Below are 17,537 nucleotides of genomic sequence, written 5' to 3'. Positions count from 1 at the left end.
GCTCGCTCCCAGCCGCAGTGGAGCGGAAGGAATTCGTAGAGGGCAAGTCGAAGTCGACGTCCATCTCCGGGTCGACCGATTCCGAGCCCGCTGGTCGGGCCCGGAACCGGTCGCTGCTCACCTCGAGGCGAGAGACCCTGATCGAGGTGCCGGTGTCGTTGATCAGGCGTACGTACGCGTCACCGGCGCTGCCGGTTCACGGTCGTCCCCCGGTCTCGAAGGTCCACTCACCGGAGCCGATCCGGTACGAGGTGATGCCGTTCTCGGTGCCGAGGCTCTCCGGGGCCGCCCCGCCGGGCCCGGTGGCCAGGTAGGAGCCTTCGGGGAGGCGTACGACCGCGGTGACGTTGACCGGGACCGTGGTCTGGAGGGCGATGCCGTCCTCGCCGCGGGTCCAGGCGGACGCGACCCGGCCACGCTGCGTCGCGACCGAGCCCTTGGCGTGGGTCAGGCCGGTGGCCGGGACGCTGATCTCGACCTCGGCCGCTCCCGGGGCGGTGGTGCGGATCCCGAGGACCGACTCGGTGATGTCGAGGATCCCTCGCGAACCCCAGCCGTGGGAGGCGCTGTTGGCCGAGCCGCTGAGCTCCCAGGCCTCGGGGGTGAAGGTGCCACCGCTCGCGAGCCAGCCGGCCCAGCCGTAGTCGTCCTCGTTGGTGAGCAGGTTCAGCACGCCGTCGCCGGCGTCTGCGTCGGCCAGGGCCTCGAGCAGCACGTGCGCGGTCATCGGCCCCTGCTTCATCCCCTGGGAGGCGAGCCGCTCACCGAGCGCGGGGACGTCCTGCTTCGGAGCGATGCCGAAGGTGACCGCGTACGAGGTCGCGTGCTGTCCCGCGTGGGCCGACTGGGTGCCGTCGGCGAGGAGGCCGTCGACGTAGGTCCCGTCGGTCTTGCGCAGCTTCTGGTTCATCCGCGCAGCGAGCGCGTCGGCGTCGGAGCGCAGCGCGGCGACCTCGGCGGCCGGCCGGCCCAGCTCCTCACCGGCCAGCGCGACCTTGCGCAGGACGTCGACGCCGAGGGCGTTGACCGTGGTCCTGGCGGCGGTGCTCATGTCGTAGCCGAAGCGGCCGTGGGCGGGCCAGTCGACGATGCCGTAGCGGTACTGGCCGGAGCCACCGGAGAGGTTGGTGACCAGGCCCTGGGTCGGGCCGCTGGTGGCGATGTGGCGACGGATGTAGTCGGCGGTGGCGGTGAGGTTGTCGTAGGTGTCCTCGAGGACGGCCTTGTCGCCGGTCTCGAGGTAGTAGCGCCAGATCCAGTCCGGGACGACCTCGGTGAAGTCGGGGATGTCGCGCTTGCCGTCGCCGTTGGGGTAGACCGCGTTGTAGCGGCCGGCGTCGTTTCCGGTGGTCCAGTAGCGCTCCTGGCCGAGCAGGAACTCCCGGATGGCCTGGCGGGAGGCGACGCGCTCGCGCTGGGAGGACATCAGGCCGATCGAGATGTTGGCGGTGTCGTGCAGGAACTGGCCCTGCTCACGGGTCGGGGTGTCGACGAAGGTCTCCTGGACCGAGTAGCGCAGCGAGCGGTCCATCAGGTCCCAGACGTCGTCGAGGGTGGCGTCGGAGCTCTCGAACGTCGCCGCGCCGTCCTTGTCGTAGGCGGAGTGGACGACCGTGGCGGTCACGTCCTCGGCGGTGATCTCCTCGCCGGCGCCCGGGATCTCGAGGTAGCGGAAGCCCAGGTGGCCGACGGCCAGATAGTCCTGCTCCCCCGCGGCCTGGGTGTAGGGGAAGGACATGTTGGTGCTCTGCGTCGAGAGGCCGGTCGTCGAGACCCGGCCGGTGTCGGCGAGCTCGTAGCCGGCCCGGATCATGACCTGCCGCCCGGCCGTACCGTTCTCGAAGTGCACGCCGGGTCGGGCCGGGATGATCGTGCCGAAGTCGGCGACCGGGGTGCCGTCGTCGGCTCGGAGCATGCGCTCGGGGCGGACGACGGTCTCCTCGAGCCTTGTCTGCTGGCCTTCGAGGCGGGTGAACGGCGCCACCGGGTGAGCGCCGACCACCACGGCATCGGACCACTGCGAATCGTCATAGCCTCGCTCGGTCCAGTCGCCGATCGCCTGGGCGGCCTGGCCGTCGAGGTGCTCGATCCAGAGACCCTCGCCGTTGCGGGTGCCGACGATGACGTACGGAGCACGGCGGACCTTCCACGAGCCGTCGGTGACGATCGTGGTCGTCTGGCCGTCGGCGTAGGTGAGGTCGAGCTTCAGGAGTACGCCGGGGATGCCCGCGGCGCGGCCCTGGCCGCCGCTGAACCAGTGCAGCTTTACGCCGAGGGAGAGGGTCTCCCCCGGTGTGACCAGGTCGGTGACGTCCGCGGCCTGGTAGTAGCCCTCGCTCGGGTAGCCGAAGTTGCTCATCCGGTCGGCCTGCTCGCCGCCGAGGTAGAGCTCGGCGGTGTGGCTGGCCGACAGGTAGCTGCGGGCGCTGACGATCTTGCCCGCCGGGACCTCGACCTCGGTGCGTGCCAGGGTCCACTCGTCGCGCTCCTGGGCCGGGTTCTCCGCGGTGCCCGGTGGGCGCCGGATCCAGCTGGCGCCGCCCCAGTCGGTGTCGTCGAGACCGGTCTCGAAGGCGGCACTGGGCGACCAGCGCGACGGCAGCTTGCCGCGGTCCCAGGTCCTGACCCGCCACGTGTAGCGGCTGCCGGGTGTGAGGGTCTCGCCGGCGTAGTCGACGTAGGCCTGCTGCGCCGAGGACACCTTGTCGGAGTCCCAGACGAGCTCGCCGGCAGCGTCGCGTACCTCGATCTTGTAGGCGGACTGCACCTCGTTGGCGTCGCTGTCCTGAGGCAGCCAGCCGAACCGTGGCGTCAGATCCGTGTTGAGCGGGTGGGTGAGGTCGTCGACGGTCAGAGCGGCAGGGGCGGCAGGTGCGGTGTTCGCGGTCGCCGCCCCGGTCGGGGTCACGGCCGCCGCAAGGCTGGTGACGACGAGGGCGCTGGTGACGATCGCGGCCAGACGGAGCTTCATGGGTCCTCCGAGTGAGTTGATACGTTTCTGTGGCCGGATCCGGCCACAGCCTTTGGGGTTCAGCAGACGGCGCGAAGGCGCTCGAGCTCCGGACTCTGGCCGGAGCTCGTGCTGATCACGTGGCATCCGGAAGGCACGTCTTGGACCACGAGATAGGAGCCCTCACGCGTCGCGGGCACCGGACGCCCGTCGAGGAACACCTGGTCTCCGGACTGTGAAGGCACGAGGACCTCGGCCCGAGAGTTGCCCGGCACACTCACGCCGACGTCGATGCCGCGTGCGGTCGTGGCGTACGCCGCACCGATGCGTCCGCGGAGAGTCGGCAGAGTGACGTGTGCCCGGGTGACCCCAGCGGGCTGGGGCCGCACACGGAACTCCTCGTAGCCAGGCACCAGAGGCTCGATGCCGAACATGCCTTGAGGCACGTTGTAGGCCGGAGACGCCGCCCAGGGGTGGGACCAGGTCATGTTGGACTTCAGCGAGGTGTCCCAGGCCTCGGCGGTGGCGCCGGCTCCCTTCTCGATCATGTTGAGCCAGCTGCGCAGGACCGTGCTCGTCAGCATCCGGTGCGCGACGTCGCCCCTGTCGCCGTCGTAGAGGGCCTCGAGGACGAAAGCGGCGCAGTAGACGCTGCAGGCCATGCCACGGGTGCCGATGTAGTCCGCGGCCCGTTGCGCGACCTCACCTCGGGCAAGCCCGAACGCCGTGGCGAAGACGCTCGCCTGGATCGCCCAGTGCTGGATCGGGGTGCCGTCGGCGTTGAGACCGTCGCGGAACGCGCCCTTGGCCGGGTCCCACAGCCTGCCGTTGGCCGCGTTCCGAAGTCGGTCGGCGATGGCGGTGTACGTCGCCGCGTCGGCGTCGTGGCCCAGCGCCGTCGCGATCTCCGCCATGTCACGGAACGACCGGTGCCCGATCGCGTTGATGACGGTGTTGTAGGGGCGGAAGACGTAGCCGTCACGCTCGGACGCGGGCCAGTCGACGATGTCGCAGTCGGTACAGGAGTTGGCACCGTTGGATCCGCTGTTCTTGCGAATGAGTCCGGTGGACGGTTCCACCCACTCCAGGGGCAGCTTGTCCTGCAGCGTGGCGTAGTTGCGCGCGAGCGCGGCGGTGTCACCGGTCTGCTGCCAGGAGTCATGGAACGCCAAGATCGTGTACATCGGCCACTCCGTCGGCCACGTACGGTCGGTGAGGAGGTACTCCAGGGAGTAGTTCCCCAACGTGGGGTCGCTGGAGACGAAGAAGTTGGCCATCATCTGCAGGTAGCTGTCGGCCTCGTAGGCGTCGCGCTCCCGGGTCCAGGAGTCGACGTAGAGGTTGTGGTTGGTGGCCTCGATCGTGTCCCGCGACAGCGCCCACACGCGGTTAAGGCCTTCGTCGGCCGAATCGAAGATTGCCTCGTCGGTGTCGAAGGGATAAACCTGCGCAAGAGCGGGGAAGTCTTCGGCGCCCAACCCCGTCGGGGCGCCGATGACCTCGACGTAGCGGAAGACTCGCATTCCCCAGGTCTCCAGGTGCTGCTCTCCAGCGCGCAACGTCCACTTGTCCTGGTAGGTGTTGCCCGTGCGCATGGCGAACCGCACCGTCTGGGGTGCGGACAGCTCTTCGCCGAATCGGAGGTCGAGCACCTGTCCCGCCTTGCCGTCGAGGTCCATGGAGAGACCGCCGATCCAGGTACGTCCGTAGTCGATGAAGTAGTGGCCGGGTGCTTTCTCCACGGCACTGACGGGCGCCCTCAACTGCTGCTCCACCTTGGCCGTCGGGGCGGCGCGGAGGTCGTCGAAGGCCGGGCGTACCGCTGCAACGCGCCATGTGGAGTCGTCAAAGCCGGGCTCCGCGAAGCCCTCCGGCCACTCGGCGGACTGCAGGTTCTCCTTCGGCGCCGCGAAGTAGCCGGTCCCGATGCTGCCGGCAGCAGGGAAGACGTTCGCGCCGGCACGGGTCCGCCACTGGGGGCCGCTCACGATCGCGTCATGGGTCCCGTCGGCGTACTCCACGATGAGCCGCCCGAGGAAACGCCGGTCGCTGCTCGTCCAGCCGAGCACCCCGATCGCATTGTCGGTTCCCGGTCGCAGCGCGGCGGTCACGTCGAAGCCGTCGTATCGGGCCTCGCCGCGGATCGGCTGGGTCGGGCCGAGACCGACGAACTCGCCGTTGAGCCACGCCTTGTAGACGTACTGCCTGCCCGGCGCGGTCGAGGACGCGGTCGCATAGAAGGTGGCGGCCGCGATCGGCTTGTCCGGCAAGGTGAACTCGTGCCGGAGGAAGGCCCAGTCCTGCGATTCGACGCCGTAGACGCAGTTGGCGTTCGTGCCGACCTCGAGCCAGCCGCCCGCCACGGCGCCGCAGGCGAAGTCGCTTGTGGCGGAGAAGTCGTTGGCGTAAAGGGTCTCGCCGGAGGTGGAGGTGACCCGGAGGTCGTCCCAGGCGTTGCGTTCGGACCCGCCCGTACGGAAGCCCACCGTGCCGACGGTGAAGTCGGTGAGGGTGCGGGTGTCGATGAGGGTGTCATCGAGCCAGGTGCGGATGGTCGAGCCGTCAGCCTGGATACGCAGCCGGTAGGACGTCCCGCGGACGAGCGCCTGCGGCAGCGGCACCGAGGCCAGCTGGGTGAAGGTGCCGTTGACTCGTTTGTGGGGAGCAAAGGTGTTCACCCCGTCTCCGCGGAACTGCCACATGTAGTAGTTGCTGGCGTCCTTGGCCCGGAAGACGATGGTGGCGTTCTGGGTCGCGATCCGGAAGGTGGTGTCGATGGTGACATCGCCCCACGTGGTCGTGCGGGCGGGCGCCAGCCAGATGGGCTGGGCCTGACCCCACTCCTGGCCAGGACCGGTGGTGAAGGTGGAGACGGCCGACCAGTCGGATCCCTTGCCACGCCCGTCCCACGTGCGTACCCGCCACCGATAAGTCTGTTCCGGCTCGAGCTCCGGGCCGGCATACGGCACGTTGGTGCTCGCCGAGGACGTGACGCGACCGGAGTCCCACACCCCGGCGGCACCGATTCCTTCGCCGATCCGGGCAACTTGCACGCGGTAGGCGCTCTGCTCGGCGAACGGAACGTGCCAGGCGAGCAGCGGCGAGGTGAGGTCCTCCACGTCCCGCGGTGAGGACAGCTGCGAGACGGTGAGGTGGGTGGCTGCCGCGCCGTCGACAGCAACCGCCGGAACTGGGGCCAACACGACGAGGGCGCTGGTGACGATCGCGGCCAGACGGAGCTTCATGTTTCCTCCGGAGCGTGATTGATACGTTTCACTGCTTGTCGAAGACTATGGCGCTCGTCACATGCTCCGGAAGGGTGATGGCCGGATCCGGCCACGCCGACTGTTCCGGACGCCGAGGCGTCAGTTCTTGGGTACGAAGGGTCGATTCTCGAGCGCGAGAGGTCGACTTCTGACGGCGGTATGAGAACTCAGAAACCGACCCCTCGCGATCAGAACCTGACGCCTCGGAGTCAGGAACTGACCTCTCGCGGTCAGGAAGTGACGTCTCGGGGTGGGGTTATCAGGACGTGGAGGGTGCGGGGGCCGTGGACGCCTTCGACTCGGTCGAGCTCGATGTCGCTGGTGGCCGAGGGGCCGCTGATCCAGGTCTGGGGGCGGGCGGGGTCGAGGAGGGCGATGGCCTCGGGTACGTCGGCGACCACCTGGTCCTCGCGGACGATGCAGATGTGGGTGTCGGGGACCAGGGAGATGGCCCGGCGGCCCTGGTCGGGGGTGTGGTCGAGGACGATCGTGCCGGTCTCGGCGATGCCGACCCGGGCCTCGGTGACGACCGCCGCGATCAGGTCCAGCTCCGCGGCGGTGAGGGTGCCGTCGTCGACGATCGCGTCGGGGACGCGGAGCGACAAGCCGGGCGGGACGATCACCTGGCCGGCCGGGAGGGCGGCGGCGATCCGGTCCTCGAGGTCTTCGGCCGAGCAGCGTTCGACCACGGCCCGATAGTCGGCCACCCGCTCGGCGAAGAGGTCGACGAGCTCACGGGTCGCGACGGGGGTGGCCGCCCGCGGGGCGACGGTCTGGACAGGATCGATCGCCGAGCCGACCAGTGCTTCGCGGACTCGGGCGAGGATCTCGGTGCGTGCGTCAGGCATCGTCACCCTTTCTGGTCATCGTTGCGGCCGCCGTCCGTGCGCCCGCCATCGGTGCGCAGCCACCAGTCGCGGAAGCTCTCCCCCGGCGCGTCGGGCAGGTCGCGGGCGCCGGTCCAGGCGGTGGGGCCGAAGCGGCGTGCGAAACGCATGCCGATACCGGTGAGACGCTCGACGGCGGAGAGGCGGCGCGAGCGCCCCAGGACGTACGCCGCCCCCTTCATCGCCATCGCCTCCGGCTTCGGCACCCCACCGCGGTGGGCGTCGACGACCTGGGCGCGCTGGTCGACCAGGACCGAGGGGATGTCGATGCGTACCGGGCAGACCTCGAAGCAGGCACCGCACAGCGTCGAGGCATAGGGCAGCGAGTCGGTCTGCTCGTCGTGCCCGACCCCCTTCAGCAGCGGGTTGAGGATGGCGCCGATCGGGCCCGGGTAGACCGAGCCGTACGCATGGCCGCCGGTGCGCTCGTAGACCGGGCAGACGTTGAGGCAGGCCGAGCAGCGGATGCAGCGCAGCGCCTGCCGGCCGACCTCGTCGGCGAGCGCACGGGTGCGGCCGTTGTCGAGGAGCACGACGTGCACCTCCTGGGGGCCGTCGCCGGGGGCGATCCCGCTCCACATCGAGGTGTAGGGGTTCATCCGCTCGCCGGTCGAGGACCTCGGCAGGAGCCGGAGCATCGGGTCGAGGTCCTCCCAGCGGGAGACGACCTTCTCGATGCCGACCACCGAGACGAGCACCTCGGGCAGGGTCAGGCACATCCGGCCGTTGCCCTCCGACTCGACCACGACGAGAGTGCCGGTCTCGGCCACCGCGAAGTTGGCGCCGGAGACCCCGACCTTGGCACGCAGGAACTTCTCGCGCAGATGCTCCCGGGCGGCGGCCGCGAGGACGGCCGGCTCGTCGGTGAGATCGTCGGGCGCCGGTCGGCCAGCGGCCCCCATCTTGGAACGGAAGATGTCCCGGATCTCGGCTCGGTTGCGGTGGATCGCGGGTACGAGAATGTGCGATGGCAGGTCGTCGCCGAGCTGCACGATCAGCTCGGCCAGGTCGGTCTCCCAGGCCGCGATGCCCTCTTCGGCCAGCGCCTCGTTGAGGCCGATCTCCTGGGTCACCATCGACTTGACCTTCACGACCTCCGTCGCGGCGTGGGCCTTCGCGATGCCGGCGACGATCGCGTTGGCCTCCGCGGCGTCACGCGCCCAGTGGACGGTCGCGCCGTTGGCTGTGAGGGTCTCCTCGAGGCGTACGAGCTGGGTCTCGAGGTCGAGCAGCGCACGCTCCTTGACCGCGGCACCGGCCAGGCGCAGCTCCTCCCAGTCGGGGACCTCGGCGACGACCTTGGCCCGCTTGGCGCGGATGGTGCTGGTCGCGTGGGCGAGGTTGTGACGCAGCTGGGAGTCGGTCAGCGCCTCGCGTGCGGCCTCCGGGAAGGCCGGCATCCCCACGAATGTCCCGCTCATCGGGTCACCTCCGCGACAGCGCTGTCCTCGGTCGAGGCGAGGATCTCGGCGAGATGGACCGTGCGTACGCCGGAGCGCTGCCGGGAGAGCACACCGCCGATGTGGGTGAGGCAGGAGTTGTCGCCGGCGACCACGATCTCGGCGCCGGTCTCCCGGATGTGGCGCGCCTTGTCGGCCCCCATCGCGATCGAGGTGTCGGCGTTCTTGACCGCGAAGGTGCCGCCGAAGCCGCAGCACTGATCGGCGCCGGGCAGGTCGACCAGCCGGATCCCCCGCACCGCCTCCAGCAGCCGCTGCGGCCTGTTCCCCACGCCCAGCATCCGCAGCGAGTGGCAGGTCGGGTGGTAGGTCACCCGGTGCGGGTAGTAGGCGCCGACGTCCGTCACGCCGAGAACGTCGACGAGGAACTCGGAGAGCTCGTAGACGTTGGGCGCGAGTTTCGCGACGGCCTCCTGGAGGGCCTCGTCGCCGGAGCGGCCGGCCACGATCGAGTGCTGGTGACGTGCCGACCCGGCGCAGGATCCGGACGGGGTGACGACGGCGTCATAGCCGGCGAAGGCGTCCACGAACGTACGCAGCACCGGGACCGCCTCGTCCAGATAGCCGGTGTTGACCATCGGCTGTCCGCAGCACGTCTGCGCCTGCGGGAACTCGACCTCGACGCCGAGCCGGCGCAGGAGGCGTACGACGGCCTGGCCCGTGCTCGGGTAGAGCGCGTCGTTGATGCACGTGACCATCAGCGCGACTCGCATCCGGCATGCCTCCTTCGTCTCAGTCTCGTTCATCAAATCAGTTCAGGACCAGTTCAGTTCAGATCAGTCCGGTTCAGATCAGTCCGTGCGTACGGCCCTCACGACCGCTTCCACACTCGTCCCCGCCCCCAGCGAGTCGGCGGCCGCCCGCAGCCGGCGCCGTACGGTGCGCTCGGAGATCCCCAGCGCACGCGCGATCCGCTCGATCGTGTAGCCCCGGGCGAACAGTGCCAGCACCTCCACCTCGTCCGACGGAAGGTCGGTCGAGGCGGACGGTCGTGCATCGCCCGAGGCTGCCACGGTTCACTCCTGTCTCAGCATGACGCCGACTGGTAGGTGGACCGGAGGGCGGGTGCGTGACGGGTTCGTGCCCGGGACGACATCGTGCTCATCCGGTCACCACCTTCTCGACGTAGGGCACCAGACGTACGGGCCCGGCGAGCCCGTAGCTCTGTCTGGCCGCCACGCCGTAGACCGACGGGGTGACGGTGCGCAGCCGGTTGAGCAGCGTCGAGGCCACCTCGATCTCGATCGTGTTGGCGCCGGGCACCAGGGCGTGGCCGAGGTCGACGACCGGGTCCATCGGGTCGAGCGCGGGCAGCAGCTCGCCGTTCACACGCACCCGGAAGGTGTCGTTGACCTCGCCGAGCTCCAGGTAGGCGCCGTCGTCCGCGGTCCAGTCGGTGCCGAGGTCGACGCTGGTGCGGTAGCGGCCGATTCCGGAGACGTCCTCGAAGCCGGAGATCTTCGACCAGCCCTGGAGCGAGGCGAGGTCGCGGGTGGTGGTCGCCTTGGTCGTCGCGAGGTCCTTCGGGTCGACCGGGTTCGCGGGCTTCCAGTCCTCGAGCTCGAGGCTCCACGACTGCGGCACGACGGGCTCGCGGACGCGGTCGACGACGACATTCGCCGTCCGTCCGTCGGCCTTGGCGAGCTCGAACGCACCGGCAGTCGTGGTGCGCAGGGCGACGTTGGCGCCCCGCGCCACCACGGTCTGACCAGCGGTGGCGACGGGGAGTACGGAGCGGGCGACGCCCGCGCCCGGGGCCGCGAGGGCGACCACGGTGGACTGACCGGGAACGAGGTCGACACGGACCCGAACCCGGTCGCCGGCGCGCTCGTAGGCGGCGATCCGGGTGATCTCCCCCGTCCACGCGTCCAGGAGCCACGGGACGGCGGCACGGTCGGCGGCGGTCAGCCAGACGTCCTGCTGCACCGGGCTGAGCCGCCGGTTCTCGGCGTGCCGGGCGTTGGCCAGGTAGTAGAGGTCGACCTTGCCCGCGCTGCGGCGCACGTGCATCACCGTGGAGTCGGCGTGCTCGACGTCGCGTACGACGCCGAGGGCTGCCAGCGCGTCGCCGACCTCCGCCTCGGGGACGGTGCGGGTGGTGGCCAGCGCGCCGACCTCGGCCATCAGCGAGCGGACCTCGGCCGTCGCCGCGGCGTCGTCGCGACCGGCCGCGGTCGCCTGGGACCAGTCGCCGATGAGCACGATCGGCAGGCCCTTGCGGCCGAGAGCGAGCAGCCGCTTCGCGCCGTCGATCTCCATCGTGAACGCGTTGCTGCGCAGCTTGTCAGGGCCGACGACGACGGCCTTGTAGGCCGGCCCCTGGGGTGCCAACCGGCCGTTCGCGACGTCGACGCCGTCGAACGCGAGCAGCGAGGCGCTGACGAAGGAGTGCGACCAGCCGAGCTTGGTGCCGTTGTTGGTGATCCAATGCGGGCCTACGCCGGTCGAGGCCCAGCCCTTGTGGCCCCAGAACGCGATGTCGTACTTCGGGGCGCCGGTCTGGAGCACCAGCTGCGTACGGGCGAGGTAGGCGGCGATGCCCGGGACGTGCTGCCACTGCGGCGTGCGCGGGCCCCACGCCTCACCGAAGCCGATGGCGTTGTTGTAGTACGGCGAGAACGCGGCGAAGCCGGGCCAGGTGACGTCGGGCGCCTTCGCGTAGGGGAAGCCGTGGATCATCAGCTGGTTCACGCCGGCGGCGAAGATGCTGTTGATCGTGAAGAGCGCCTGGTTCTGGGCCGTCGGGCTGGTGCTGTTCGCGCCCCAGGTCGTGTTGTAGGCGGCGCCGTTGTAGCAGATCGCCTCGCAGGACAGGACCTTGTGGCCGGCCAGGTCGCGGCCCGCGGCCATGACCCGGTAGTCGTCGAGGTTCTTGAAGCCGAGCGACTCCGTCTCCGGCACGTCGACCACCGCGGAGTGCTGCATCGTGTCGGTCTCCAGGCCGTAGGGCTGGATCCGGATCCCCATGCCGAGCGTCTTGGCGAACTCCTGCATCGGGCGCAGGTGCTCGTCGCGGTAGAGGTCGGAGAGCACGATGTTGAAGTCGTCGCGGACCTCGTTGGTGCGCAGTCCGTCGGCCGTCGCGGGGTCGGTGGCGGCGATCGAGAACTGGTACTTCTCCTCCTTCTCCAGCACGTACGGCAGCCACGGCCGCAGGTCGTAGCCGTGCTTCGCCTCGAACTCGACGAGCAGGTCCCGTGTCCAGACCGTCGCCTCGGTCTCGATCTCGAGCGAGTCCTCGAAGAGGTAGCCGCCCGCGGCGCGCAGCAGCGTACGCAGCTCACCGTCGAGCACCCGGTCCTGCCACAGGTCGATGACCTTCTGGGCACCGCGGCGATTGAAGTGGTCGACGACGTAGGAGCGGGGCGAGGTGTGCGGACCCGCCTCGGGCTCCTGACCCGAGCCCCGCTGCCAGGTCGCCAGCAGCACCCAGGTGGCGCCGGCCGGGTCTGCCGGAGCGGTCCAGGTGAGGTGCTCGCCCTCGACGTCTGTGCTGAGGTCGAGGTAGGAGGCCGGGTCGAGGATCGTGCTGGTGATGTTGTTGATGCGGTCGCGTACGTAGCCGGTGACCCGGTGCGCCTGGACGGTCACAAGCTCTGCGCGGGTCGCCTCGGCCGCGGGTTCCACGACCGGCTCGGGCAGGGCGTCGTCGTAGGTCGACCCGGCGGCGACCGTCGCCTGGCCGTGCACCAGCTCGGTGCAGGCCGCCTCGTCGTCCGGTGTGATCGTCGGGACCGCGGCCGGCCACGAGGGCCCGACCGTCACGTCGACACGGACGTCCCGCTTGGCCGCCTGCGCGAGGGCGGCCTTGACGCCGGCCACCCACGGAGCGGTCCCCCACCCGTGTGTCGCGACGTCGATGTCGATGCCACGGGCGCGGAGGCTGTGGGTGACGTCGGCGATCTCGAGGACCCCGAAGCCGGCGTCGGTGACCTGGTCGACCTCGCGGACGATCTCGGCCGGGTCGACCAGCCCGTGCGGCCACCACCAGCGGAAACCAGCCGCGGTGGCCGTGCCCGGTCGGCGGAACGCCTTGACGAGCTGGTCCGGCAGGCCGGCCGAGCCGGGGCCGGCCGAGCCGGGGGCGGCCGCCGCCGCGGAGACCACGAAGGGGCTGCCGAGGACAGCAGTGGCGCCGAGCGTCGCCGCGGCAGCGCCGAACAACGTACGCCGGTCGAGCCGGGGGTCGGGGAGCGAGTCGGTCATGTGGGGGCCTTCCGGGCGGTTTCGGACGATGGTCAGGACGGCAGCCGGGCCTCGGCGGCGGCCCAGTCGAGGCCGTCGCGCGGCTCGAAGCGGCGTACGTCGTAGGAGCGGCGGACGAGGTCGCGCATCGCGGGCAGGTCGGGCAGGTCGGCCCCGAGGGCGCGGCCCTGGACCAGGACGTTGCCGAGCGCGGCCGCCTCGACCGGTCCGGCGAGGACCGGCAGACCGCAGGCGTCGGCGGTGAGCTGGCAGAGCAGCTGGTTCTGCGAGCCGCCGCCGACGACGTGGACGACCTCGGGCGAGGTGCCCGCGAGGGCGGCCGCGGTGCGTACGTGTCGTCGGTAGGCGACGGCGAGGCTGTCGAGGATGCAGCGGGTGATCGCCGCCGGCGAGTGCGGGATCGCCTCCCCGGCCTCCGCGGCCAGCGCGGCGATCCGCTCGGGCATCGGGTCCGCCGCGGTGCCCGGCGAGAGCAGCCGCGGGTCGTTGATGTCGACCACCGTACGCAGCGGCTCGAGCTCGGCCGCGGCAGCGAGCAGCGGGTCCAGCTCGGAGCCCTGGTAGCGCCGCTCGCTCCAGGAGCGCAGCGACTCGGACAGGACCCACAGGCCCATCACGTTCTTGAGGAACCGGATGGTCTTGTCGATGCCGACCTCGTTGGTGAAGTCGGCGAGCCGGGCCTCCTCGGTCAGCACCGGCCGGTCGAGCTCGAGGCCGACCAGCGACCAGGTCCCGGACGAGATGTAGGCGAAGTCGCTGGCCTCCGCGGGGACACCGACGACCGCCGAGGCGGTGTCGTGCGAGCCCACCGCGACCACGGGCACGTCGCCGGAGACGCCCAGGTCCTGGGCCACGTCGGGCAGCAGCGGGCCGAGGAGAGAGCCCGGGTCCCGAAGGGGCGGGAGGACCCCCTCGGGAAGCCCGAGCTCCCGGCACAGGTCGACCGCCCAGGTGCCCTGACGGACGTCGTAGAGCTGGGTGGTCGAGGCGTTGGTGCGCTCCGCGCCGATCGCACCGGTGAGCCAGTAGCCGAGCAGGTCCGGCAGCAGCAGCATCGTCTCGGCCGCGTCGAGCACGGTGGTGCCGCGGGCCGCGACGAGCTGGTAGAGCGTGTTGAACGGGAGCTGCTGGATACCGGTGGTGCCGTAGAGCGTGGCCGCCCCGATCTGGGCGAGGACCTTCTCCGCGACCCCCTCGACGCGGGCGTCGCGGTGACTGAAGACCTGGCCGAGGAGCTGGCCGTCGTGATCCAGCAGCCCGTGGTCGATGGCCCAGGAGTCGATCCCGATGCCGTGCAGCGGGCCGGTCCGGGCCACCTCGCGGATGCCGGTGAGCATCTCGCGGTGGATGCCGAGCACGTCCCAGAAGAGCGAGCCGCGGACACGTACCGCACCGTTGGGGAAGCGGTGCATCTCGTCGATCTCGACCCGGCCGCCACCGATCCGGCCGGACATCACCCGGCCGGAGGTGGCACCCAGGTCGACCGCCGCGACCCTGAGGTGCGGACTCAGCAGACTCATCGCAAGAAGGCGGCGGCCACGCCTGCGTCGACGGGCACGTGCAGTCCGGTGGTGTGGGTCAGGTCGGGGCCGCAGAGCACGAAGACGGCGTTGGCGATGTTCTCCGGCAGCACCTCGCGCTTGAGCAGGGTGCGCTGGGCGTAGAACTTGCCGAGCTCCTCCTCCGGGACCCCGTAGACCTCGGCCCGCTTGGCGCCCCAGCCGCCGGCGAAGATGCCGGAGCCCTGGACCACACCGTCGGGGTTGATGCCGTTGACCTTGATCCCGTACGCACCGAGCTCGGCGGCCAGCAGGCGGACCTGGTGTGCCTGGTCGGCCTTGGCCGCGCCGTACGCGACGTTGTTGGGACCGGCGAAGAGCGAGTTCTTCGAGGAGATGTAGACGATGTCGCCGCCCATCTCCTGCTCGATCAGCACCTTCGCGGCCGCCTTGGAGACCAGGAACGAGCCCTTGGCCATCACGTCGTGCTGGAGGTCCCAGTCGCGCTCGGTGGTATCCAGCAGGGACTTGGACAGCGACAGGCCGGCGTTGTTGACGACCAGGTCGACGCCGCCGAAGGCGAGCACCGCCGCGTCGAACATCGCCTGCACGGCCGCCTCGTCGGAGACGTCGGCGGCGAGGCCGACGGCGACGTCAGGGCCGCCGATCTCGGCTGCGGCCGCTTCGGCCTTGGCGAGGTCGAGGTCGGCGATCACGACACAGGCGCCCTCGGCGGCGAGCCGCTTCGCGGTCGCCTTGCCGATGCCGGAGGCCGCACCCGTGACCAGGCCGACCCGGGTCGCGAGCGGCTTGGGCGCCGGCATCCGCTGGAGCTTGGCCTCCTCGAGCGCCCAGTACTCGATCCGGAACTTCTCCGACTCCTCGATCGGGGCGTACCTCGAGAGCCCCTCGGCGCCGCGCATCACGTTGATGGCGTTGAGGTAGAACTCCCCCGCCACGCGCGCGGTCTGCTTGTTCTTCCCGAAGGAGAACATCCCGACGCCGGGCACCAGGACGATGAGCGGGTCCTTGCCGCGGATCGCGGGGCTGTTCTGGTCCGCGTGCCGGTCGTAGTAGGCCTGGTAGTCCTCGCGGTAGCCGACCGCGAGCTCCTTCAGCCTGGCGATGCTCTCCTCGACGGAGGCCGTGGCCGGAAGGTCGAGGACCAGCGGCTTGACCTTGGTACGCAGGAAGTGGTCGGGGCAGGAGGTGCCGAGCTCGGCCAAGCGCGGGTGGTCCTCGCTCGCGAGGAAGTCGAGGACCACGTCGGAGTCGTCGAAGTGGCCGACCATCGGCTGGTCCGCCGAGGCGATGCCACGGATCGTGGGAGCGAGAGCAGCTGCCTTCGTACGCCGCTCCCCGTCCGGCAGGGCCTGATAGCCGTCGAGTGCGGGACCGAACGGCTCCGCCTTGCTGTGCTCCTCGATGTAGGCCGCGGCCGTATCGATGATCCACAGCGAGTTCTTCTCGGCCTCCTCGGAGGTGTCACCCCACGCGGTGATGCCGTGACCTCCGAGGATGCAGCCGACGGCCTGGCTGTTCTTCGCCTTGATCTCGGCGATGTCGAGGCCGAGCTGAAAACCGGGGCGGCGCCAGGGCACCCAGACGACCTGGTCGCCGAAGATCTCCGTGGTGAGGTTCTCGCCGTCGGCGGCCGTCGCGATCGCGATGCCGGAGTCGGGGTGGAGGTGGTCGACGTGGGCGGCGTCCACGAGCCCGTGCATCGCAGTGTCGATCGACGGCGCCGCGCCGCCCTTGCCGTGCAGGCAGTAGTCGAACGCGGCGACCATCTCGTCCTCGCGCTCGACACCCGGGTATACGTCGACGAGGGCACGCATCCGGTCCAGGCGGAGGACGGCGAGGCCGCTCTCCTTGAGCGTTCCCAGGTCACCGCCCGAGCCCTTCACCCAGAGCAGCTCGACGTCCTCGCCGGTCACGGGGTCGGTCGCGATGCCCTTGGCGGAGGTGTTGCCGCCGGCGTAGTTGGTGTTCTTCGGGTCGGCGCCGAGACGGTTCGAGCGCGCGATCAGTTCTTCTGCCGTGGTCATGACCATCCTGCCTGTGTGCCGCCGACTCGGGCGGTCTCGATCTGTTCCTGGTAGCCGCTGGCGAGGTAGGCGCGCATCGGGTCCGCGGCCAGGCCACGGTCCTCACGCCACCCGCCGAGATCGGCGCGTACGTCTGTGTAGAAGGCGTCCATGAAGATCTCGTTGGCCAGGAGTACGTCGCCGTCCTTCTGTGCCTCGGCGAGTGCATCGGTGTCGAGCAGCAGCGCCCGCGCGGACATCTCCTGGACGTTGAGCACCGACCGGATCTGGCCCGGGATCTTCTTCTCGATGTTGTGGCACTGGTCGAGCATGAACGCGACCCCGCCCTGGGCCACCGGCTTGAACCCGCCCCCACGGACCACCTCGACGATGATCCGGAAGAGCTGGAACGGGTCGGCCGCACCGACGATCAGGTCGTCGTCGGCGTAGAAGCGGCTGTTGAAGTCGAAGGAGCCGAGCTTCCCGAGCCGCAGCAGCTGCATCACGATGAACTCGATGTTGGTGCCGGGTGCGTGGTGGCCGGTGTCGAGGCAGACCACCGCGCGCTCACCGAGAGCACTGACCTGGGCGAACGACGTGCCCCAGTCCGGGACGTCGGTGTGGTAGAACGCCGGCTCGAAGAACTTGTACTCCAGCACCAGGCGCTGGTCCTCACCGATGCGCTCATAGATGGTCGCCAACGACTCGGCGAGCCGGTCCTGGCGGCCGCGCATGTCGGCCTGGCCCGGGTAGTTGGAACCCTCGGCGAGCCAGATCTTCAGGTCTCGCGAGGCCGTCGCTCCCATCACCTCGATGCACTCGAAGTGATGGTCGATCGCCTTCTGCCGGATCTTCGCGTCGGTGTGGGTCAGTGCACCGAGCTTGTAGTCGTCGTCCTGGAAGGTGTTGGAGTTGATCGTGCCGAGCGCGATCCCCTGGTCCTCGGCATAGCTACGCAGCGCCGCGTAGTCATCGACCCGGTCCCACGGGATGTGCAGCGCCACGCTCGGCGCCAGGCCGGTGAAACGGTGCACGGTGGCCGCGTCGGCGACCTTCTCCTCAGGGGTGCGCGGAGTTCCGGGGGTGCCGAAGACCTTGAACCGGGTCCCCGAGTTTCCGTAGGCCCATGAGGGGACCTCGATCTCGAGAGCGGCCAGGTCGCCCGAGATCTGGTCGAACGTCGTCATCGGTGAGCCTCTCTGTGTGCGGTTGAAAGGTTTCAAAGCGCGGATCCGACGTTAG

General features: G+C 70.1%; 10 protein-coding genes. All 10 read right to left on the bottom strand.

The features are described 5' to 3' along the window. Positions 1-196: 196 nt before the first annotated feature. Positions 197-2,971, bottom strand: a complete 2,775-nt coding sequence (locus H5T77_RS00445; protein WP_292643853.1) for a family 78 glycoside hydrolase catalytic domain — start codon at positions 2,969-2,971, stop codon at positions 197-199. 59 nt (positions 2,972-3,030) lie between these two features. Beyond that, positions 3,031-6,195, bottom strand: a complete 3,165-nt coding sequence (locus tag H5T77_RS00440) for a family 78 glycoside hydrolase catalytic domain (protein ID WP_292643851.1) — start codon at positions 6,193-6,195, stop codon at positions 3,031-3,033. A gap of 251 nt (positions 6,196-6,446) precedes the next feature. Further along, on the bottom strand, positions 6,447-7,064 hold the full coding sequence (locus H5T77_RS00435) for a LutC/YkgG family protein (RefSeq protein ID WP_292643849.1): 618 nt from the start codon (positions 7,062-7,064) through the stop codon (positions 6,447-6,449). A gap of 2 nt (positions 7,065-7,066) precedes the next feature. Next, on the bottom strand, positions 7,067-8,524 hold the full coding sequence (locus H5T77_RS00430) for a lactate utilization protein B (RefSeq protein WP_292643847.1): 1,458 nt from the start codon (positions 8,522-8,524) through the stop codon (positions 7,067-7,069). Then, positions 8,521-9,309, bottom strand: a complete 789-nt coding sequence (locus H5T77_RS00425) for a (Fe-S)-binding protein (protein WP_292643844.1) — start codon at positions 9,307-9,309, stop codon at positions 8,521-8,523. Before H5T77_RS00425 ends, H5T77_RS00430 begins: the two co-directional genes overlap by 4 nt. Positions 9,310-9,354: 45 nt before the next feature. Next, positions 9,355-9,576, bottom strand: coding sequence for a response regulator transcription factor (locus H5T77_RS00420; RefSeq protein WP_292643842.1), 222 nt, complete (start codon positions 9,574-9,576; stop codon positions 9,355-9,357). Positions 9,577-9,664: 88 nt separating this feature from the next. Next, positions 9,665-12,769 (bottom strand): glycosyl hydrolase, encoded by a 3,105-nt coding sequence (locus H5T77_RS00415; protein WP_292643840.1) that lies wholly within the window; start codon positions 12,767-12,769, stop codon positions 9,665-9,667. A gap of 32 nt (positions 12,770-12,801) precedes the next feature. Further along, on the bottom strand, positions 12,802-14,289 hold the full coding sequence (locus H5T77_RS00410) for a rhamnulokinase (protein ID WP_292643838.1): 1,488 nt from the start codon (positions 14,287-14,289) through the stop codon (positions 12,802-12,804). Further along, entirely contained in the window at positions 14,286-16,316 is a 2,031-nt protein-coding gene (locus H5T77_RS00405) for a bifunctional aldolase/short-chain dehydrogenase (protein ID WP_292643836.1), read from the bottom strand. Before H5T77_RS00405 ends, H5T77_RS00410 begins: the two co-directional genes overlap by 4 nt. Beyond that, a complete protein-coding gene (gene rhaI, locus H5T77_RS00400) occupies positions 16,313-17,482 on the bottom strand; it encodes an L-rhamnose isomerase (RefSeq protein ID WP_292643834.1) in 1,170 nt (389 codons plus the stop codon). Before rhaI ends, H5T77_RS00405 begins: the two co-directional genes overlap by 4 nt. Positions 17,483-17,537 lie beyond the last annotated feature (55 nt).

This window comes from Nocardioides sp. (assembly GCF_014360585.1).
Classification (GTDB): domain Bacteria; phylum Actinomycetota; class Actinomycetes; order Propionibacteriales; family Nocardioidaceae; genus Nocardioides.
Note: the sequence above shows the minus strand (reverse complement) of the source record. Positions and strands in the feature narration are given on the sequence as shown.

What these genes read in the sequence shown, in the direction of transcription:
- H5T77_RS00445 (WP_292643853.1), bottom strand. Translation starts at nt 2,971, where the DNA reads ATGAAGCTCCGTCTGGCCGCGATCGTCACCAGCGCCCTCGTCGTCACC.
- H5T77_RS00440 (WP_292643851.1), bottom strand. Translation starts at nt 6,195, where the DNA reads ATGAAGCTCCGTCTGGCCGCGATCGTCACCAGCGCCCTCGTCGTGTTG.
- H5T77_RS00435 (WP_292643849.1), bottom strand. Translation starts at nt 7,064, where the DNA reads ATGCCTGACGCACGCACCGAGATCCTCGCCCGAGTCCGCGAAGCACTG.
- H5T77_RS00430 (WP_292643847.1), bottom strand. Translation starts at nt 8,524, where the DNA reads ATGAGCGGGACATTCGTGGGGATGCCGGCCTTCCCGGAGGCCGCACGC.
- H5T77_RS00425 (WP_292643844.1), bottom strand. Translation starts at nt 9,309, where the DNA reads ATGAACGAGACTGAGACGAAGGAGGCATGCCGGATGCGAGTCGCGCTG.
- H5T77_RS00415 (WP_292643840.1), bottom strand. Translation starts at nt 12,769, where the DNA reads ATGACCGACTCGCTCCCCGACCCCCGGCTCGACCGGCGTACGTTGTTC.
- H5T77_RS00410 (WP_292643838.1), bottom strand. Translation starts at nt 14,289, where the DNA reads ATGAGTCTGCTGAGTCCGCACCTCAGGGTCGCGGCGGTCGACCTGGGT.
- H5T77_RS00405 (WP_292643836.1), bottom strand. Translation starts at nt 16,316, where the DNA reads ATGACCACGGCAGAAGAACTGATCGCGCGCTCGAACCGTCTCGGCGCC.
- rhaI (WP_292643834.1), bottom strand. Translation starts at nt 17,482, where the DNA reads ATGACGACGTTCGACCAGATCTCGGGCGACCTGGCCGCTCTCGAGATC.